The organism is Prevotella illustrans (genome assembly GCF_017426725.1).
GTDB lineage: Bacteria > Bacteroidota > Bacteroidia > Bacteroidales > Bacteroidaceae > Prevotella > Prevotella illustrans.
Genome location: NZ_JAERMS010000004.1, coordinates 104,753 through 126,224 on the forward strand (window position 1 = coordinate 104,753; position 21,472 = coordinate 126,224).

The 21,472-nt window shown below is 39.1% G+C and carries 15 protein-coding genes; 7 read left to right on the forward strand and 8 right to left on the reverse strand.

Annotated features, from left to right (window positions below):
- Positions 1-677: 677 nt before the first annotated feature.
- On the forward strand, positions 678-2,159 hold the full coding sequence (gene proS / locus JHU38_RS02590; RefSeq protein ID WP_107582588.1) for a proline--tRNA ligase: 1,482 nt from the start codon (positions 678-680) through the stop codon (positions 2,157-2,159).
- A gap of 88 nt (positions 2,160-2,247) precedes the next feature.
- Here proS and tilS read toward each other — a convergent pair whose 3' ends face one another.
- From tilS to JHU38_RS02605, 3 genes are read right to left on the reverse strand one after another with little or no spacing between them, the layout of a single operon-like run.
- Positions 2,248-3,588, reverse strand: coding sequence for a tRNA lysidine(34) synthetase TilS (gene tilS / locus JHU38_RS02595; protein WP_107582587.1), 1,341 nt, complete (start codon positions 3,586-3,588; stop codon positions 2,248-2,250).
- Positions 3,589-3,599: 11 nt separating this feature from the next.
- Positions 3,600-4,787 carry a class I SAM-dependent rRNA methyltransferase gene (locus JHU38_RS02600; RefSeq protein ID WP_107582586.1) on the reverse strand — a complete coding sequence of 396 codons (1,188 nt, stop codon included), beginning with the start codon at positions 4,785-4,787 and terminating at the stop codon, positions 3,600-3,602.
- 47 nt (positions 4,788-4,834) lie between these two features.
- Positions 4,835-5,482 carry a 3'-5' exonuclease gene (locus JHU38_RS02605; RefSeq protein WP_107582585.1) on the reverse strand — a complete coding sequence of 216 codons (648 nt, stop codon included), beginning with the start codon at positions 5,480-5,482 and terminating at the stop codon, positions 4,835-4,837.
- Between the two features lie 160 nt (positions 5,483-5,642).
- Here JHU38_RS02605 and JHU38_RS02610 point away from each other — a divergent pair, with 160 nt between their 5' ends.
- The 4 genes from JHU38_RS02610 (at position 5,643) to nudC (ending at position 11,377) form a co-directional block, all read left to right on the forward strand.
- A complete protein-coding gene (locus tag JHU38_RS02610) occupies positions 5,643-8,162 on the forward strand; it encodes an FtsK/SpoIIIE family DNA translocase (protein WP_107583146.1) in 2,520 nt (839 codons plus the stop codon).
- Positions 8,163-8,184: 22 nt separating this feature from the next.
- On the forward strand, positions 8,185-8,790 hold the full coding sequence (locus JHU38_RS02615; protein WP_232369808.1) for a LolA-like putative outer membrane lipoprotein chaperone: 606 nt from the start codon (positions 8,185-8,187) through the stop codon (positions 8,788-8,790).
- Between the two features lie 65 nt (positions 8,791-8,855).
- Positions 8,856-10,598 carry a bifunctional metallophosphatase/5'-nucleotidase gene (locus JHU38_RS02620; protein WP_369917271.1) on the forward strand — a complete coding sequence of 581 codons (1,743 nt, stop codon included), beginning with the start codon at positions 8,856-8,858 and terminating at the stop codon, positions 10,596-10,598.
- A complete protein-coding gene (gene nudC, locus JHU38_RS02625) occupies positions 10,598-11,377 on the forward strand; it encodes an NAD(+) diphosphatase (RefSeq protein WP_107582583.1) in 780 nt (259 codons plus the stop codon). Before JHU38_RS02620 ends, nudC begins: the two co-directional genes overlap by 1 nt.
- Positions 11,378-12,340: 963 nt before the next feature.
- Here nudC and JHU38_RS02630 read toward each other — a convergent pair.
- The 3 genes from JHU38_RS02630 to JHU38_RS02640 are packed head-to-tail and all read right to left on the reverse strand — an operon-like array spanning position 12,341 to position 15,250.
- The gene (locus JHU38_RS02630) at positions 12,341-12,976 is read right to left on the reverse strand and encodes a trimeric intracellular cation channel family protein (protein WP_107583142.1); all 636 of its coding nucleotides are present in this window, start codon (positions 12,974-12,976) and stop codon (positions 12,341-12,343) included.
- A gap of 28 nt (positions 12,977-13,004) precedes the next feature.
- Entirely contained in the window at positions 13,005-13,961 is a 957-nt protein-coding gene (locus tag JHU38_RS02635) for a D-2-hydroxyacid dehydrogenase (RefSeq protein WP_107582582.1), read from the reverse strand.
- A gap of 11 nt (positions 13,962-13,972) precedes the next feature.
- The gene (locus tag JHU38_RS02640; RefSeq protein WP_107583140.1) at positions 13,973-15,250 is read right to left on the reverse strand and encodes a replication-associated recombination protein A; all 1,278 of its coding nucleotides are present in this window, start codon (positions 15,248-15,250) and stop codon (positions 13,973-13,975) included.
- 117 nt (positions 15,251-15,367) lie between these two features.
- Here JHU38_RS02640 and JHU38_RS02645 point away from each other — a divergent pair, with 117 nt between their 5' ends.
- Positions 15,368-16,183 (forward strand): hypothetical protein, encoded by an 816-nt coding sequence (locus JHU38_RS02645; protein ID WP_107582581.1) that lies wholly within the window; start codon positions 15,368-15,370, stop codon positions 16,181-16,183.
- 136 nt (positions 16,184-16,319) lie between these two features.
- Here JHU38_RS02645 and JHU38_RS02650 read toward each other — a convergent pair whose 3' ends face one another.
- Positions 16,320-17,354 carry a glycosyltransferase family 2 protein gene (locus tag JHU38_RS02650; RefSeq protein WP_107582580.1) on the reverse strand — a complete coding sequence of 345 codons (1,035 nt, stop codon included), beginning with the start codon at positions 17,352-17,354 and terminating at the stop codon, positions 16,320-16,322.
- A gap of 10 nt (positions 17,355-17,364) precedes the next feature.
- Positions 17,365-18,705, reverse strand: coding sequence for a tRNA (N(6)-L-threonylcarbamoyladenosine(37)-C(2))-methylthiotransferase MtaB (gene mtaB, locus JHU38_RS02655; RefSeq protein WP_107582579.1), 1,341 nt, complete (start codon positions 18,703-18,705; stop codon positions 17,365-17,367).
- A gap of 167 nt (positions 18,706-18,872) precedes the next feature.
- Here mtaB and JHU38_RS02660 point away from each other — a divergent pair, with 167 nt between their 5' ends.
- Entirely contained in the window at positions 18,873-21,413 is a 2,541-nt protein-coding gene (locus tag JHU38_RS02660; RefSeq protein WP_107582578.1) for an ATP-dependent Clp protease ATP-binding subunit, read from the forward strand.
- Positions 21,414-21,472 lie beyond the last annotated feature (59 nt).

The following is a 21,472-nucleotide window of genomic DNA, read 5'->3' on the forward strand; positions in this document are numbered from 1 at the left end:
GCTTTGAGCCGATAAAAGGATAACTTTGGGCATGAAAGGGTATCGAAATCGGCAAAGTGAAGGCCTTTTTCGGCGTGCCGGCAGCTAAATGACGCGGTGTAGAAGTGTTAAAATCAGGTAGTTTTTTCTGACAAAATCACGGATACGCTGAATCAATTGGATGGGCTTACAAGTGATGAAGCCGGAGACTTCATCACCGGTGCGTCTCTCCCGCTCCCATAAACGATTGACAGATTTATAATAACTTCATCGCTTGCGGACTTGTCCCCACAAATGATTGAGTGAGCTAATGTTTGTCCGTTCCATGCTTTTTAATCAGAGATTTGATTAAATCTTTAGGTAATTGTCGGATTATTTGAACGAAAAGTGTTATCTTTGTCATGAAGGAAGTTTTGGTTTTGGGTAGACACTAAGATAAAACTTTTTTGCCTTAGTGAAAACAACTTTCTTCACTTTTTGAAAATTATTTAGGACACTATTGAACTTTTTTATGTAATTTTGCAATCATTGAATCTGGTGCAAAGGTATTATAGAAACATGAGATCATCAAAGACAATATCCTATCAAACTATAGGGATTTCCCTATAGCTTGTATAAATTTACTCTTGTGTATTCTGTCTATATAACTTGTAAAGATTTATCATCATAAAGAAATTATAACAAATAAATATTGACTAATGGCAAAAGAATTGAAAGAGTTGACCAAAAGGGCTGATAACTATAGCCAATGGTACAATGATCTTGTAATAAAAGCAGATTTAGCAGAACAATCTCCTGTACGCGGATGTATGGTTATCAAACCTTATGGGTTTGCAATATGGGAGAAAATGAAAGAGCAACTTGACAAGATGTTCAAAGCAACAGGTGTACAGAATGCTTATTTTCCATTGCTTATCCCCAAAAGTTTTTTAAGTAGGGAAGCGGAGCATGTAAAAGGATTTGCAAAAGAATGCGCCGTTGTAACTCACTACCGACTCAAGGCCGGTGAGGATGGTAATAGTGTGATGGTTGACCCTTCTGCTAAATTAGACGAAGAGCTCATAATCCGTCCGACATCAGAAACTATTATATGGAATACATACAAAGGTTGGATTCATTCTTGGAGAGATCTGCCAATCATGTGTAACCAATGGTGTAACGTCATGAGATGGGAAATGCGAACTCGTCCATTCCTTAGAACGTCTGAGTTTTTATGGCAAGAGGGACATACTGCGCACGCAACCCGAGAAGAAGCAGAAATAGAAGCACAGAAAATGCTTAAAATCTATGCAGAGTTTGCTGAAAAATGGATGGGAGTTCCAGTTTTACAAGGAGTTAAAAGTGAAACAGAGCGCTTTGCCGGGGCCTTAGACACTTATACGATCGAAGCCATGATGCAAGACGGTAAAGCACTTCAAAGTGGAACGAGCCACTTTCTTGGGCAGAACTTTGCAAAAAGTTTCGATGTAACTTTCTTGAATAAGGAGAACAAGCCTGAGTATGTATGGGCTACGTCATGGGGAGTTTCCACTCGTCTTATGGGAGCTTTAGTCATGGCTCATTCAGATGATAATGGGTTGGTCCTCCCTCCAAAGTTGGCTCCTATTCAGGTTGTTATTATACCGATATATAAAGGTGAGGAGCAGCATGTAGCAATCACAGAAAAATTGCGACCGGTAATAGATAAATTACAAGAGCTTGGTATTACCGTCAAGTATGATGATTCGGATAATAAGCGCCCGGGATTTAAGTTTGCAGACTATGAATTAAAAGGTGTGCCTGTTCGTCTTGTCATGGGAGGTCGTGATTTAGAAAATAACACCATAGAAATTATGCGACGTGATACACTTGAAAAAGAGAGTGTCAACTTTGATGGCATTGTAAGTCGTATCGAAAAATTACTTGTGGATATTCAACAGAACATCTTCGAAAAGGCCCGTAAATACCGTGATGACCATGTTTATGTTTGCGAAGACTATGAAGATTTCAAAACTCGTATAAAAGAAGGAGGATTTTTCCTTTGCCATTGGGATGGCACAGAAGAAACAGAAGCAAAAATCAAGGAAGAAACTCAAGCTACTATCCGCTGCGTTCCATTTGCGTATGAACAGACTCCCGGAGTTGATATGGTGAGTGGGAAACCTGCAAAATACCGGGTGATAATTGCAAGAAGCTATTAAGGTTTTCCACATATATTAATAACTCATAATGATAAAAAGCCATATTTTACACGTTGTAGAATATGGCTTTTTATGATTTTATACAACTCTAATCGACTTTGATTGTCAGTACTTTTCGTGTATTGGCCGTAACCTTAAAGTGATCATCAATTCTCTTTCCTACAACCCAAAGTATTTGTCCGGAAGCGTCTTCTACAATTAATTGTTGTTGCTTTGCAAAAAGGCTTAACTTCAAATCTGTCAAAAAATCACTTATTAGTTTTCTACCTTTCATTCCAAAGGGACTAAATTTATCTCCCTGTCTACAATGTCTGATAAATATGGGAAAACTAACCTTATCCAAATCAATTGTAATTACATTATTAGTTTTACTGGGAACAAAGCATGAAGTGCATGGGATTGTCTCAAAAGTAAACCTTTGGTCTTCGTCATATACATAAACTCCCATCTCTGGAATTTTCATCACCTTATTACTTCTTGTTTTTTTAAGTTGTACAATGAGCTCATTCCTATCTGCCAACAATACAAACTTAGACGACTCCCAAATCTGTCCTGAATTGGAATTATAATGCAACGCAATCTGTTCAACCTGTTTGGGAGAGAAAAGGTATGGCCGTAATAATTCAAACAAAATATACTCTTGCGCACATTCTCTTTCAAGCGCTGAGATTGAAACACGCAATTCATTCTCACTTCGTTTGATGACTACTCTTTCAAAACTGTCATTTATCGCACAATCAAAAAACTGAACAGCCATACGTATCCTTTTAGCTGTTTTGATAATACTACAAGATACGGAAGGATTAAGTTCTCGTAATAATGGCAGGATTTTTAATCGTAATTTATTTCGCTGTACATCATCAACCAAATTTGAGCTATCAACGATATAATCCTGATGAATAGAATTCAAATAGTTTACGATCTCATCGTGACAAACCGCTAACAAAGGTCTTGTTATATTGCCGTTTTGGGGCTTTATACCTTGTAATCCGCGCAGTCCTGTGCCTCGTATGAGATTAATCAAAATAGTTTCAACACTATCATCCTGATGATGAGCAATAAGAATAGCTTCGGCCGCAATATCGTTTCTAAGCTGTTCAAAATATTTATATCGTAAATCACGCGCAGCCATTTCTATGCTAATCTTATGAGTCTTAGCGTATTCTTTCGTTGAGAAGTGGGCACAATGAAATGGTATCCCCTTGCTACTACATAATCGCTCACAGAAACGCTCATCCCTATCTGATTCCTCTCCTCTGAGATGAAAATTGCAATGGACAGCCTCTATGGTATATCCCAGCTGAATACAAACAGTTAAAAGCCCCACACTATCAGCTCCGCCACTGAGTGCAAGCAGATATTTCTTATCCTTGTCGAGTAAATGATTCTCGACGATAAACTCGTGGATTTTTTCAATGAACTTAGTCATAGAGCTTTAAATCACTCAACATATAAAACAATTCCCTTGAGATATTCACCTTCCGGGTGATATATATTTATAGGATGATCAGCAGGTTGATGCAACTGATGCAAAATGCGAACATTACGGCCAGACTGTGCAGCAGCAGTAAATACCGCGTTACGGAAATTTTCTTTAGTGACTACTTGAGAACAACTAAATGTAAATAAGAGCCCCCCCTTTTTTATTCGTTGTAATCCTTTGACATTAAGGCGGGTATAACCTTTTAACGCATTATGCAGTGCTCCTCTGTGCTTTGCGAAGGCAGGCGGATCTAACACGATTAAATCATATTTGTCATCATGTTCGTCCAAATATTTAAATGCGTCTTCACAAAAAGCTTCGTGGCGCGTATCACCTTTAAAATTCAAAGATATATTCTCGTTTGTTAACTCTATTGCTTTGGCCGAACTATCTACTGAATGAACCAGCTTGGCCCCTCCCCGCATCGCGTAAACAGAAAACCCACCCGTGTAACAAAACATGTTGAGTACACTTTTATCTTTTGCGTAATGCTCCAGTAATGAACGATTGTCACGCTGATCAACAAAAAAGCCAGTCTTTTGACCACGCAACCAGTCCACATGAAACTTTACTCCATTCTCTATTGCGATATCATTCGTCGTTGAACCGTGGATAAAACCATTTTGTTGATGTAAATCGGCCTTGAATGGTAATGTCGTATCACTTTTGTAATAAACATTTCTTATTCTGTTACCCATCACGTCGACCAAAGCCTTGCAAATAATTTCCCTGTCGATATGCATACCTACACTATGAGCTTGCATGACAGCTGTTTCGCCATAACAATCTACCACTAATCCCGGTAAATTATCACCTTCACCATGAACCAACCTGAAAGTGTTATTTGTCGGATTATCAGCTATATCTATGGCTAAGCGAGCATTTAAGGCACATTGAATTCTTGCTTTCCAAAAGCCCTCATCTATAGTGACATCTTCGAAAGTAAGAATCCGAATAGAAATAGATCCGATCTGATAATGCCCCAAAGCAATGAAATCATTATTGCTTGTAAGAACTCTAACGATTTCACCTTCAAGAATACCTTCTTCCATACGGAGGATTGCGCCGGAGAATACCCAAGGATGGAATCTTTTTAAACTTTCTTCCTTGCCGCGCTTTAGGTACACATTCTTATATTTTGTCATAGCTAACCTGATTATTCGATAAAATAAATATAATGTTGCCTGAAAAACTATTCATGATTTGGAGACGCAGGCTCAGTTTCTTTCACGACAATTAATTGATAATCTCTTGTTAATTTTAACCGATTGATTTCTTCATATAAATTTATACATGCCCACGCATCTGTTGCCGCATATTCTTTTTGCTTATCCGTTAAAATATCCGCATCCCAGTTAGTCAATCTTTGGCGCTTACTTATCTTCTGGTGAAAGATGTTGGCATACAGTTTTTGAAGGCTTAAATCCTTTATTCCTATTTCTCCAACAATCGACTGTAAATCAATAAAATATCCAGGTGTAAACGGCCGTCTTTTATGCAGTGAAAGAATGTCATCGTGCCAAGACAATCCTATCATAGGAACTACCTTGTTTTCAAGTAATTTCTTGATCGAATCTGTAATTCCTATTAAATTAAGTCGAAACAAGAAACATATATCTTTGCTGGCCACCTGTAATAAGGAGACCCTATGATTCTGTCCTTTCCTAAAAGTTGGCTTGGTTTCAGTATCAACACCTAAAACACTACAACCTAACAAATAAATAACAGCTTTATCTGCCTCACTTTCCGTAGTTACGGATACAATTTTTCCGGGGAAAAGCACCTGTGGCAAATTAGCGATTAATTGTTTGTCAAATTTATTATATATAATCTTTCCCATCGTATTCCTCTAAGAAACTGCAAATTTAGAAAAAAGTTATGGAAATATGGTCGTATCTTAGTTTTTTCCACTATTTTTGCAAGAAAATAAACAAAGGCGATGTATAGAATTAAGCTGCCTAATGTTTAATTTTATAATCAAAATTATAAGAAAAATCAAGATGGCAAGAAAAAAATCTGACCGTAAGCCTAAGAATATAGGCCAAGCAGTCGGCTTTCAAAATATTATTAGTAATGAAAAAGCAGATTTTTTATTTGGCATAATCCTCCTTATCATATCCGTATATATCATCATGGCAATGGTGTCTTATTTCGCGACAGGCCAAGCTGACCAAAGCATTTTAGAAGACATGAGACCTGGTGAATGGATTAATACAGATAAATCCTTTACAAACTATTGCGGATCTCTTGGCGCAATCATATCCTATTACCTCATTACTGTTAATTTTGGCTTACCTGCGGTCATGATACCGGCTTTCATGATTCTGTCCGCGCTGCAATTAATGAAAGTATATAAGATTAATTTGCTTTCATGGTTTTTCGGTACCATGCTTGTCATGATATGGACTTCTGTTACCTTCGCAAAATTTCTTACACCTGTCATGGGCGATCAAGTTTTCAATCCGGGAGGCAATCACGGGCTTTTTTGTGTACAACAACTTGAGAATTTGATTGGCCCGCCGGGGTTAACCGGACTTTTACTGTTTGTTGCTTTAGCCTTTTTGACTTATTTAAGTGCAGAAACGATAAACGTAATAAGAAAAGCTTTAAATCCGGTAAAGTATCTCACAAGTAAAGTTCATCTTACCATTACAAATATGCAACCTCACCAAGAGCCTGCCGTTCAAGAAAAGGAAGGGCCTGAGCAGTCTCTACGTGAAAATGATTTGGATGGAGACACAGTTGATCAGGAAAAGAAAAGTGAAATTGAAAATTTAGTGAATGATACTAAGCTGGGAGATATTCCTGTGGATGTACCTTCTCCTGTCGTTGACCTTTCAGATATTGTAATAGACGCTCCACAAAAGCGCCCGGCGATAATCGGTTCTCAGGAACGATCCATGAAGTCCGATAATGGATCTGAATTGACCGTAGAGGCAGCCCCCAAAGAAGAGGTCGCTAACGAAAAAACGATAGAGGAGATTCTAAATACCCCCATCAATCCGCTTGAACCATTTACAAAATATAAGAAACCAACGTTAAGTCTTTTAAAAAAATATAATGATTCTGATTGTCCGGTAATTGATATGGAAGAAATCAAAGCTAACAATCAGCGTATTATAGAAGTTTTAAACAGTTTCGGGGTTAGTATTAGTAAAATCAACGCAACGGTTGGTCCAACTATTACACTCTATGAAATAACTCCGGCAGAAGGTGTCAGGGTTAGTAAAATCAGGGGACTGGAGGATGACATTGCCCTAAACCTATCTGCGTTAGGTATCCGTATCATCGCGCCTATTCCGGGAAAAGGAACGATTGGAATAGAAGTGCCAAACAAAAAACCACAAATAGTTTCTATGGAAAGTTGTCTAAATTCTAAAAAGTTTCAAGACAACAAAATGGAACTCCCTGTAGCAATTGGTAAAACAATTTCAAACGAAGTTTTTATGTTTGACCTTCATAAGTTGCCTCATTTGCTGGTAGCTGGTGCTACCGGACAAGGCAAGTCGGTAGGTTTGAACGCGATTATAACCTCGCTCCTTTATAAGAAGCATCCTAATGAGCTCAAATTTGTGCTTGTTGATCCCAAGAAAGTGGAGTTTTCTATCTATAACAAGATTGCTTCTCACTTCATGGCATGTTTACCGGAAAATGATGAAGAGCCGATTATTACCGATGTAAGTAGGGTTGTGCGGACTTTAAGTTCCCTTTGTAAACTTATGGATCACCGCTACGATTTGCTGAAGATGGCCGGCGTGAAAAAGATAGAAGAATATAATCAAAAATTTCTAAATCGTCGTCTGGAATTGACTAAGGGACATGAATACATGCCATACATCGTTGTCATTATAGATGAGTTTGGCGATTTGATAATGACCGCAGGTAAAGAGATAGAGCAACCCATAGCAAGAATTGCGCAGTTGGCACGAGCCGTTGGTATCCATATGGTTATTGCAACCCAAAGACCTACTACAAAAATCATTACCGGTAATATCAAGGCCAATTTCCCGGGACGAATTGCGTTCCGTGTTACATCTGTTATTGACTCACGTACCATTCTTGATAAGAAAGGTGCCGATCAATTGGTAGGCAAAGGCGATATGCTTTTCCTTGGTGGAGGAGATCCCGTGAGAGTCCAATGTGCCTTTATCGATACGCCGGAAATAGAGTCTGTGAATGAATTTATTGCAGATCAGCCCGGCCCTATTGAGCCTTTGGAATTACCGGAGCCGGCAACCGAGGAACAAGGAGGATTCTCCGTCGGACAAGGAGGAAGTATCGACACCCATTCTTTGGATCCTTATTTTGAAGAAGCTGCTCATGCTATTGTTATTTCACAACAAGGCTCCACGAGCATGATACAACGTAGATTCTCTATTGGTTATAACCGAGCAGGAAGATTGATGGATCAGCTTGAGCAATATGGTATCGTTGGACCGGCTCAAGGTAGCAAGCCAAGGGATGTGTTGATTGCGGATGATAGCCAATTACAGAGTCTTATAGCCCAAATTAGAGGATAAATATCAATATTATTTATTGGAAATGAAAATAAATATAAAATACATTCTTGTTATTTGCTTATTGACAACGAGTCATTTAGCCATAGCCCAAAACGCACGCCAAATTTTAGATAAGGCTGCACAAGTCATTACATCGCACGGAGGGACTGTCGCGAATTTCAGTATTAAGAGCAATCATATCAGTTCGCAAGGAACTATATTGTTAAAAGGAAATAAATTTTGCGCGAAGACTTCAATGGCAACGGTGTGGTATAATGGAAAAACACAATGGACTTATATGAAGAGTACAAATGAGGTCAACATATCGGTACCGGATGAAGCTAAGCAGGCTCAGATGAATCCTTACAAATTTATTACCATTTATAAAACCGGAGACTCTATGAGCTTGAAAAAGGCTAAAGGCTCTTATATTGTTCATCTGACAGCCCAAAACAAGCAACGTAGCATCCAAGAACTTTATATTACAATCAACAAATCAAACTACAAACCGAGTTTGATTAAAATGAAGCAAGGTGACCAGTGGACGGTTATAACCATCAGTAACATTAACAACAGAAAGTTGTCTGATGCCCTATTTGTTTTTCCGTCTAAAGACTATCCCAAAGCAGAGATTATCGATTTAAGATAAAATTCTTTTTACAAATATTCATCGATATTAAAAAACATATCAATTATATTTTAGTATTCATTCAAATGCGTTTAAAATATTTCTTTATCGCAAGTGCCTTCCTATTTGCAACACACTCTACGTCCATGGCTCAAATCAAGAAAGTTTCATTAAGAATAATAGAAACCAGTGATGTTCATGGCTGCTTTTTCCCCTATGACTTTATAAACAGAAAACCTCAAAAAGGGTCATTGGCAAGAGTTAGTAGTTATGTAAATTCTCTAAGAAAAGATTACGGAAAGAATGTTATCTTACTTGATAATGGCGACATTCTCCAAGGTCAACCTACGTGCTATTATTATAATTACATAAACACCGGCAGTACAAATATTGCGGCGGATATTATGAATTATATGCAATATGATGTAGAAAACTTTGGGAATCATGATATAGAAACGGGGCACGCTGTTTATGATAAATGGGTCAAAGAACTTAATTGCCCTGTTTTAGGCGCGAATATTATCAATACACATACTAACAAACCCTATACCAAGCCCTATTCTGTGTTGTATCGTGATGGAGTTAAGATTGTTGTTATTGGTTTGTTGACACCCGCTATACCCAACTGGTTGAGAGAAGATTTATGGAGCGGCTTGCGATTTGAGAATATGGTTACAAGCGCCGGAAAGTGGGTTAAATATGTGAAGGAAGTCGAACGTCCTGATGTGATTATCGGACTGTTTCACAGTGGTAAAGAAGGGGGAATCGTTACAAAAGATTATGAAGAAGACGCGTCACTTAAAGTTGCGAAAGAAGTTCCCGGATTCGACCTTATTCTATTTGGACATGACCATACAAGATTTAATGGTTCCGTTACGGATATCAACGGAAATAAAGTAACCTGTCTTAATCCTGCAAATAATGCCATGGCAGTTGCAGATGCGCAAATTGATATAACATTTGTGAATGGAAAGAAAACCAAAACAGACGTTATAGGCAAACTTGTTGACATCACGAATGAACCCATTGATCAAAATTTAGTGCGGCGGTTTAAACACCAAACAGACTTGGTGAATGAATTTGTTAATAAAAAAATCGGAGAATTTAAAAGTACAATATATTCAAGAGATTCGTATTTCGGCAACAGTGCCTTTACTGATTTAATCCTGAATTTGCAATTAAAGATTACAGGAGCGGACATTTCTTTCAATGCCCCTCTTCTCTTCGACGCTGCTATTCATGCGGGACCGGTCTATGTTTCTGATATGTTCAATCTCTACAAATTTGAGAACGAACTCTATGTTATGACTCTTACCGGGGAAGAGATTAAAAAATATCTGGAAATGAGCTATAATCTATGGATCAATACAATGAAATCTCCGGACGATCACCTGCTGCTGCTTGATAATCAAACGCAAGGCGACCAACAACGTCTGGGATTCAAAAATTTTTCTTTTAATTTTGATAGTGCCGCCGGTATAGATTATACTGTCGACGTAACGAAGCCCTATGGTGAAAAGGTTAATATTCTCAACATGAGTAATGGCCAGATTTTTGATAAAAATAAAGTTTATAAAGTTGCGGTAAACAGCTATCGAGGCAATGGAGGAGGAGAGCTATTGACTAAAGGCGCGGGAATCCCCAGAGAAGAATTAGAGAAGCGTATTATCTGGCGGAGTAAAAAAGATCAACGATATTACTTGATGCAGGAAATAGAAAAGCAAGGAGTTCTTGACCCTAAGCCTAACCATAATTGGAAATTTATTCCGGAGGTTTGGACGATACCTGCCGGCGAAAGGGATCGTATTATCCTATTTGGCAATAAATAATGAATTATTATTGGTTTGTTTTTTTCAACTCAGACTTACTTTTGGAGAAGAAGTCTGACGGTACGTATTCTGTACCTTTGGCAGGAGAGCCCCCTGTTGCCCTGAAACCGGGAACACGTGTTTTAGACATCTCTCCTATGGAAGATGGAACACAGGTAAAAGCGTATTATATTGAATCTTCTCTTCTGGAAGGAAGTCGCTACGAATGGTGTGGACTCCGCTCTTCTTTTTATAAACTGTCTAATGAATTATATTTAAAGGCGGGTAAATGCCATGAACTTTTATATTGGGATCGCAGCACACAATTTTGTGGTGTCTGTGGCGCTCCAATGAAAATGTATACAAACATCAGTAAACAATGTTCTTCCTGCGGGAGAGAAGTTTGGCCACAATTAGCAACAGCCGTCATTGTATTAGTTCATCGCGGAAATGAAGTTCTTTTAGTACACGCCCGAAATTTCAAATCAGACTTCTATGGCTTAGTTGCGGGTTTTGTTGAAACAGGCGAAACCTTGGAAGAGGCTGTTCACCGAGAAGTAATGGAAGAAACGGGAATCAAGATAGAAAACCTTCGATACTTTGGTAGTCAACCTTGGCCATATCCATGTGGGCTGATGGTTGGATTCAACGCGGATTATGTATCCGGTGATATAAAATTACAAGCGGAAGAATTGACAAATGGTAATTGGTTTACCAAAGACACATTGCCCCATATTCCGGAAAAATTAAGTATTGCCCGCAAAATCTTAGATGATTGGTTAGACGATCACAAACAATAAGTGTATTGCTTTTTATTTATAAAAGGTAAAGAATAATTTAGGCTTGCTGCTTCATCACTTGTAATCCCATCTTAACTCCGTGATTTTGTTAGAAAAAATCGCATTATTTTAACACTTCCGCAACACGTCATCCGGCTGCCGGCGCGCCGAAAAAGCCTTTCGATTTACCGATTTTGATACTCTTTCATGCCCAAAGCTATCCTTTTATCGGCTCAAAGCACAGCGATTACCCCGCCAAAGCATAGCTTTTAGCCGGTGAAAGGGCTGCGATTATAGCCTAAAAGCATAGCTATTAAAGGTAAAAAAGCGAAGAGAAAACACCCTTGAAAACGCAACATGTTGATAATCAGAGCTCTATAAAGTTGCTCTAAAATCGCTTATTTTCGCCCAACTCTTTTCTTTTTCAGAATAATGCCACTTTTTTGATGGTGGATGTAAAGATTATTCAGGGTGAAGACATAAGAACATGTTTTTTCTTATGCTGTTTTTAAGGACATAAGAACATATTCTTCGCATGTATTTTTTGACATAAAGACATATTTTTCTTATGTTGTTTTTAAGGACATAAAGACATAAAAATATATTTTTCAGGCTGTGAGGAACAAAGACATAAGGGCCGCAAGCGGCCAAGAAAGACATAAAGCTAAGTGGGAAATAGGAAGCGTGAAATGTAAAATAGAGTGCGAAGTGTGAAATGTAGATAGCTTACCTTTTCGCATTTCACACTCTTCAGTTAGTTCTCCCTCCCTTTGGGAACCGAAGGTCGCTGTTCGCGGAGCGAGGTAATTGCAAATCGCTGGCCGAAGGGAAAAGCAAAGCAATGGTAGGGGTAGGTTCTCTTTTCAGTTGTGTTGGACCGAAGGTCGCTATTTGCGTAGCAAGGTGAAGCAAAGGGTGGGGAGGCTTTTATTTGCTTCGTCACTTGAAAACACCTGCCCTCACTGAATTTCCGCTGGGCCTAAATTATTCCTCACCCTTTAATATAGGTAAAGAAATATGATATCGTACCGCAAGGTATCTGATCAAACAGATAAGGAGGAATGTAGAAACTACCGTAACAGCGATATTGATTCCGATACTGATCATCAGCCAATAAAGTGTACCACCCGAAACACTTGCCATTGCGTATATTTCTTTCTGAAAGATAACAGGCTCTTTATTTAACAAGACATCGCGGATAACACCTCCGGCCGCGCCTGTAATACATCCCATAATGATGGCTATCCACATTGGATGATCGCATTGTAACGTCTTCTGGATTCCTGCAATGGTAAATAAAGCCAGGCCTAACGTGTCGAATACAAACCACGCGTTGTCCAACCTCTTCAAGGACTTGGCAAATAATATTACTAACGCCTGCGCGAGAAATGTACAGCCTATATATAATGCTGATGTCATCCAGAACGGTGTTACTCCCAACATCACATCACGGATAGTGCCACCACCGATTGCAACGGCAAAACCACAGACAAAGCCACCAAACCAATCAAAATGCTTGGAGGCGGCATGCCGTATTCCGGAGATGGCAAAAGCTAATGTCCCCACAAATTCTATAATTTGCTGTATCGTATGAACAAAATTAGGATCATGATAAAACATTGCGCTAAATGTATCCATCTTTATATAACTAAGAGTTTACAACATTTATAGGGTGTCCTTCTATATAGGCTCTGACATTTGAAATACAAATTTCTATTAACCGTTTTCTGGCTTCAAAAGTAGCCCAGGCAATATGAGGTGTGATAAAGGCATTGGGCTGTGCGAATAAAGGATTGTTTGCAGAAGGAGGTTCTTCTGTCATTACATCTGCGCAATAAGCCCCCAACCGACCTTGCTCCAGAGCTTCTGCTACAGCACTTTCCTCGATAAGAGCCCCTCGCCCTGTATTCACAAGAATCGCGTTCTTCTTCATTTTTTGCAATGTGTCATGATTAATCAAATAATGCGTGGAAGGTGTTAGAGGACAATGTAAACTGAGTATATCGCTAACAGAAAGTAGCCCTTCGAAGGTTGTCTTTTGGACTCCGGCAGGAAGTTCTGTCGCATTCTTACTGGTGAAGGCGAAAACATCCATGCCGAAATTAAGAGCAATACAGGCTACTTTCTTACCAATATTTCCCATTCCGACAATTCCCAGTGTTTTTCCGGCCAACTCGTAAAGCGGGGTGTCCCAATAGCAAAAGTCAGGATTAGAACTCCACCGGCCTTTCCGTGTCTGGCTGGCATAATGCTCAACCCTATTAAAAACTGTAAGAATATGGGCAAATGTCATTTGAGCAACACTGTCTGTACTGTAGGCAGGTATATTTGTAACTATAATACCTCGTTTTTTTGCAGCGTCAATATCTACGACATTATACCCTGTTGCTAAAATACCAATATAGCGCAATGTTGGTAATTGATCCAATATCTCTTCCGTAATCTTTACCTTATTCACTAATATTATTTCCGCTCCCTGTGCACGTTCAACAACCTTCTCTGCCGGAGTTCTTGGATATACAACCAACTCTCCAAAATCTTTCAATCCGTCCCAAGATAGATCTCCCGGATTGACCGCATGGCCATCTAATTCAACGATTTTCATTCTATGTATTTCTATTGTTCTTTATATCTGTCCCCCCATAATTTAAGCATTTGCTGATATTGCTTTTCTTCTATTGCGGAATGTTGGGCATGCCAAATTCGCTGTGTCTTTATTTCATCAGGCAAATACTGTTGTTTTACAAAGTTATCCGGATAATCATGGCTATATTTGTAGCCATCGTGGTAATTTAATTGAGCCATGAGGGCCGTTGGGGCATTTCTCAGATGCAAAGGTACAGGTAAATTTCCCGTCTGTTCTACCGTTTGCAGCGCATTACTGATACCTTGATACGCGGAATTACTTTTGGGACTTGTAGCAAGATATACTGTGGCTTCAGCCAGTGGGATACGTCCTTCAGGCCAGCCTATTTTCATCACCGCGTCAAAAGCGGCATTGGCAAGTAGCAAAGCGTTTGGATTGGCTAATCCTATATCTTCCGCGGCACTAATGATAAGTCGTCTTGCTATAAACTGAGGATCCTCTCCACCTTGTATCATACGAGCCATCCAATAAAGTGCCGCGTCAGGATCACTACCTCTTATACTTTTTATAAAAGCGGAAATAATGTCATAATGCATTTCGCCGTCTTTATCATAAGCTAAAGGATTTTGTTGCAGGCAATTAACAACGATCTCATCTGAAATCTCTATGTTAACAGTCGCTGCAGACTCAACGACCAACTCCAGAATATTCAACAATTTACGGGCATCACCCCCACTATAACGGAAGAAGGCACCTGTCTCTTTCAAAACAATATGTTTCTCCTTTAGCTTTAAATCTTCATTTATGGCTCTCTGAAGAAGTTTTAATAAATCGTCCTTGTTTAAAGGCTTTAAAACATAAAGCTGACATCTTGACAATAAGGGGCGAATCACTTCAAAAGAAGGATTCTCTGTTGTCGCTCCAATTAAAGTAACAATGCCATGTTCTACCGCTCCCAACAAAGAGTCTTGTTGTGATTTGCTAAACCGATGAATTTCATCAATAAAAAGTATTGGAGACTGGGCAGTAAAAAAGCGATTGTTCTTGGCTCGTTCTATCACCTCTCGAACGTCTTTTACTCCGCTCGTTACCGCGCTAAGTGTATAGAACGGAGTTTCTAATTTGTTAGCAATAATTTGAGCTAACGTTGTCTTGCCAACTCCGGGAGGCCCCCAGAGGATAAAAGATGACACGTGCCCGGAATCAATCATCTTTCTAAGCACGCCATTAATACCCACCAAATGTGCCTGACCGACATAATCATCTAAGGTCTTGGGGCGCATTCTTTCTGCTAAAGGTTCAGTCATCATTATGAATACAAAAATAGAAAATATATAATTGATGAGCAAAATTTAATCTATAAAAGTTTGTGAATATGGGGCAAAGTATATACTTTTGCAGCAAATGATATATAGATTTTAAGTATGAAAGAACTAAAAGCTTTGACACTCAAAACGATAAATAAAAGTAATGTATGGGACACACAAGAAAATGATGTATTCAGGATGTGGGAAGCTGCCGAAAAGGATATTGATCTCAAAGATAATATACGGCACTACACAGATATTATCAGAAGTGCCTATGACATTGAAGAGATAAAAAACGACAAGCCCGAAGTCATTAGCAAACTTGAGGCACGGGGATATAAAATAGGCATTATTCGTTTAGATGAAAATACAAAAACGAAAGTTGCGCTTAAGAAAAAGCCTATTATGAGGGTTACAGATCTCACTTATGAGAATATACACCACATCTCTGCCTCAAAACTCATCGAAGTTCTTGACAGAAATTTTGGAGGAGGATGGGATAGCCTCTCACAGAGCATACAAGATATTATCGAAAGCGGCTTCGATATAAGTACAACAACGCTTCCGAGCAACAGACTTCATAAAGCCGGCGGCATGTATGAAAAGAAAGTAAAAGATGGTTTTGAAGTATTAGAAATTCCCAAAGGTTCATGGGTTGAGGCTATCTTTGCAAAAGAAAAGCCGGAGTTAGAGAGACCTAAAGTTAAGTTTGAGAGTGAAGAAGAGTTAGAAGAAGAAGAAAACGTGACTGATTTTGAGGGTGAGGAGGATTTGCCGGAAGAAGAGGAAGAGCATTACAGTAATTCAGAAGAGGAAGATGATACCTTTGATGAAGATAAGCTTATAGAAGAAAGTTATCGTACGACTTTCGATGAGAATCCGGAAGATTTAAATCTTGAAGCAGAAGATGTGAGTGATGAAGAAGATTATTAAAATTATAAAGTGAGAGAGTAAAATAAGCTGTGTCAAGCCGCAATATAAGTAGCTTGACACAGCTTATTTTTTATGGACCATCGAGAGGCGGATTACAAGAAAGCTGCCAGGTAATTACACGCTCGTTTATGTTCGTTTATTCTCCATTGGGAATATCTGTAAAGGTACGCCGCTTTTTAATATAGTATTGCCATAAAATCGAATAGCCTTTGCGTTCGGGGATATGTTTTTCTTTACATAATTTTTGAATAAGCTTACGATCATCTTCAAAGAGCGGTATCCACTTCTTAAATGCTCTTCTCGCTTTGAGGATAGCTTGAAAGTCTTTGAAATTTTGATTTAGTATTAAGGTAGAGAAGGCTGCTATATAATCTAAGACCAACCTGACCTTCATGACATGTTTTAGCTCATTATCAGGAAGATTTTTATAAAGCATTGTCAAATTGTTCCGGAAATTCAGGAATGTTTTCGTAGGATTCCCTTGGGGAAGGGTTCCTCCGCCGACATGATATACGATGCTATCTGTAATACAAAATATTTTCATACCCAGCAATCGGAGTCGCCAGCAAAGATCTATCTCTTCACTATGGGCAAAAAATCTGGTGTCAAGTCCCCCTGCTTCCCAGTACGCAGCAGATCTGATCATGAGACATGCTCCCGTGGCCCATAAAATACTAACATTCTGATCGTACTGTCCTGTATCCATTTCTGTACTGTCAAATATTCGTCCTCTGCAAAAAGGATATCCATATTTGTCTAAAAAACCTCCGGCAGCGCCAGCGTATTCAAACATTTCCGGATTTCGCATGGACAAAAGTTTAGGTTGACAGGCAGCCACCTCTTCGTGTGCGTCCATAAATTCAAGAAGCGGTGTAAGCCAATGATGGGTGACTTTGACGTCCGAATTTAATAAGACATAGTATTTATAACCCTCTAACTGGCGTAAAGCACGATTATAGCCTTCTGCAAACCCCCAATTCTTATCGAAAATGATAATACCGATATTGGGGTGATTGCGGCGTAGATAATCTATAGAATTATCAGTAGAAGCATTATCTGCGACAACAATATCAGCTTCATCCCTGGAATAGTTCTCAACGGTTCTGAGATATTGGGCAAGCATTTTTTGACCATTCCAGTTAAGAATAACAATTACAGTGTCTTTCTTCATATGAATGTGCTTAGATAATTTCTGCAATTAAGGCAGATTTGTTGAAATTAAAATTTTTAAGCTTGACTTTTATAAGTTGATTGTCATATTCTTCTTTAGCTACAATGGCAGGCAGCTCTACTCTTATATAGTTGGAAGTAAATCCATGCATACGTTTTCCTTTGCCGGCTTTCTCAAATAGAACTTCCGCTTCTTTTCCTATAAATTGCGCATAAAATTCTTCTGTTTTCTTATCACTGAGTTCCAGTAACCGTTTAGACCGCTCTTTCTTTTCTTTGTCTGTTACGACATGAGGAATCGAAAGCGCGCTTGTACCAGGCCGTTCTGAATACGGGAATACATGTAGTTGCGTTATGGGTAGTGATTGAAGAAATTCATAACATTCTTCAAAATATTCTTCCTTTTCTCCCCGGCAGCCAACCATTACGTCTACTCCGATGAAAGCGTGAGGCATTTTGGCTTTGATGAGATTGATCTTATGCGCAAAAAGGGCTTTGTCATAGCGGCGGTACATTAATTTTAAAACTTCGTCGCTGCCACTTTGTAAAGGAATATGAAAGTGGGGCATGAATGCTCTTGAAGTGGCACAATAATCAATAAGTTCATCCTCACACAAATCTGGCTCTAATGAGCTGATTCTAAACCTTTTGATCTCTTCTATCTTGTCTAGTTCTTTTACTAAATCTATAAATTTCTCATGGGTCGTTTCTCCGAAATCTCCAATGTTAACGCCTGTTATTACAATTTCTTTTCCTCCCTCCTTAGCAGCTTGTCGGGCTTGTTGTACAAGGAAATCGATGGGAGGATTCCTCGAGAAACCTCTTGCGTAGGGGATTGTGCAATAGGTACAGAAATAGTTACATCCATCTTGCACTTTTAGGAAATAGCGTGTTCTATTACCTTTAGAACAACTTGGCGCAAAAGTTTTGATATCTTTCGTTTTCTCTGCATGGTACAGATGAAGATGATGGTCGGTTTTCTGTCCGATAAACGCATCATTTAAATATTGTATAAGGTTGGCTTTTTCGTTAGATCCAAGAACAAGATCTACTCCTTCAATTTTGCTGATAGTCTTTGAAGATAACTGGGCATAGCAACCAGTAACGATAACAAATGCGCCTGGATTTTCCCTTGCCATGCGATGGATTATCTGTCGGCATTTATGATCGGCCACTTCTGTGACAGAACATGTGTTGATAAGGCAGATATCTGCAAGTTCATTCCGTTCAGCCTGCCTGACTCCCATATCCGATAATAGCCGCTCAAAGGTAGAAGTTTCTGAAAAGTTGAGTTTGCAGCCGAGTGTATAATATTTTGCTTTTTTCCCTTGAAAGGCAGAAGAGTCTATCATATATATATGAATTTTACGTTTCGCAAAGTTACAAAAATATTTATTTAAAAATGATAATTCGATTTACTTTTGCGTTATTTAGTAAGTCTTTAGGGATTAGAAAGATACGTGTCTTGGCATGAAATTTGCAAATCAAAATTTGTTACTAAATAAAAGGAGACTTATATATGACTAATCAATTCTCGCCAAAAGTATCAGAAATATTATCTTTCAGTAGGGAAGAGGCTGCCCGATTAGCCAGTAGCTCTGTTGGGCCTGAACACCTTTTACTGGGAATGATTCGAGAGAAAGGCGGTCTTATCAATGACATATTCTGCAGATTAAATATCAATACTCAACTTGTTAAGGGGGAATTAGAAGATAAAGTTCGAGATGAAAACTTGACTAAGCCTATTATTACAAGTGAATTGGTTTTAAATGAAAATGCGAGTAAAATTTTGAAATTAGCTGTCTTGGAAGCTCGAATGCAACATTCTGCAATGGTTGATGTGCAGCACCTGTTATTGGCCATTTTACATGATAAAATGGATAATGGAGCTAAGCAGGTGTTGGAGTTAAATCATATGGATTACGAAGATATTTTATCATTATTACACAGGCCTGAAAATGATTTTCAGGATGATTTGGAGTTGTCGGATGAAGACGACGAAGTGGAGGATGGGCATAATGAAAAGCAGGGTCAGGGAACTTCTTCTGCTCACTCTTCGACCACCCATACACGCACGCAGTCTACGGGTAAAACACCTATGTTGGATAATTTTTCTACCGATTTGACGCAGTTAGCCGCTACAGGTAAGCTTGATCCTGTTGTCGGTCGGGAGAAAGAAATACAACGGATAACGGAGATTCTTTGTCGTCGGAAAAAGAACAATCCTATTTTAATAGGTGAGCCAGGAGTCGGAAAAAGCGCGATCGTTGAAGGATTGGCACAGCAGATTAGAAAACATCATACAAGTCCAATGCTTTTTAATCGTCGTGTTGTTTCTCTTGATATGACGGCTATCGTTGCGGGTACGAAATATCGAGGACAATTTGAAGAGCGTATTCGTACTTTACTGAAAGAGCTGGAGCAGAATCCGGAGATTATCGTTTTTATTGATGAAATCCACACCTTGATAGGTGCCGGAAGTACGCCGGGTAGTATGGATGCTGCTAATATTATGAAGCCGGCTCTCGCCCGCGGAACAATCCAGTGTATTGGCGCTACAACATTGGATGAATACCGTAACAGCATAGAGAAGGACGGAGCATTGGAACGTCGTTTTCAAAAGGTTTTGGTCGAGCCAACTTCTTCAGACGAAACTTTGGAAATACTTAGAAATATAAAGGAACGTTATGAGAAACATCATCATGTGAAATATGTTGATGAGGCTTTGCGTGCATGTGTCAAATTGACAGAGCGATACGTAACAGATCGTTTTTTCCCGGATAAGGCGATTGACGTGTTGGATGAGGTGGGTGCCAGATTGCATTTAAGGCATGCGATCTTACCTCCGGAAATAGAGGAGAAGGAGAAAGAAATAGAAGTGGTTAAGCAGAAAAAGCATTCTGCTGTTAAAAATCAAAATTTTGAATTGGCAGCCAGTTATCGTGATAGGCAAACGCAGATAGAGGCAGAGCTGGCCCAACTTAATGATCATTGGATGGCTGCCGATAATAATAATCTACAGGAAGTGACCGCGGATGATGTAGCTGATGTCGTTTCCATGATGACAGGGGTGCCGGTTCAACGGATGGCAGAAGCCGAAAGCGCTCGTTTGGTGACGATGGCTGCTGAATTGAAGCATGATATCATTGCCCAGGATACTGCCATAGAAAAAGTGGTGAAAGCAATTCAGAGAAATCGGGTAGGACTGAAAGAGCCAAATCATCCTATAGGGGCTTTTATGTTTTTAGGACCTACCGGTGTTGGTAAGACATACTTGGCCAAAAAGTTGGCAGAATATATGTTTGGCTCTACTGACGCTTTGATCAGAATTGATATGAGTGAGTATACGGAGAGCTTTAATGTGTCAAGGTTGGTCGGAGCGCCTCCCGGATATGTTGGCTATGAAGAGGGCGGACAACTGACAGAGAAAGTTCGTCGTCACCCTTATTCAATAATCCTGCTTGATGAAATAGAGAAGGCTCATGGCAATGTGTTTAATATACTTTTGCAAGTTTTAGACGAAGGTAGACTTACGGATGGTAATGGTCGGCTTGTTGATTTCAGAAATACTGTAATTATCATGACTTCCAATGCCGGTACGCGCCAGTTGAAGGAGTTTGGGCGAGGTATTGGATTCAACGCTGTCAGTATGGATGGACTAAGTGTCGGTGAAAAGGATAAAGAGTATGCTCGTAGAGTGATTCAGAAAAGTCTAAGTAAGCAGTTCGCCCCTGAGTTTATCAATCGTTTGGATGAGATTATCACGTTTGACCAGCTTGATATAACGGCAATCAAACAGATTGTTGACTTGGAGTTGAAAGGACTTTTCAAGCGCATTCACGCAATGGGATATGACATCTCGATTACTGAAGAGGCAAAAGAATTTGTTGCAACCAAAGGGTATGATGTTCAGTTTGGGACTCGTCCACTAAAGCGTGCTATCCAAAATTATATTGAGGATGGACTTTGTGAATGTATCTTAAATGGTAGAATAGAACAAGGGCATACAATTTCTATTGGAAAAAATCCGGAAAAAGAAGAACTTACATTTGTATCATAAAGAATGAGGTCATATCTGTGTAACCTGCGGGGCTATACGCAACATGAATAATTGTGTTA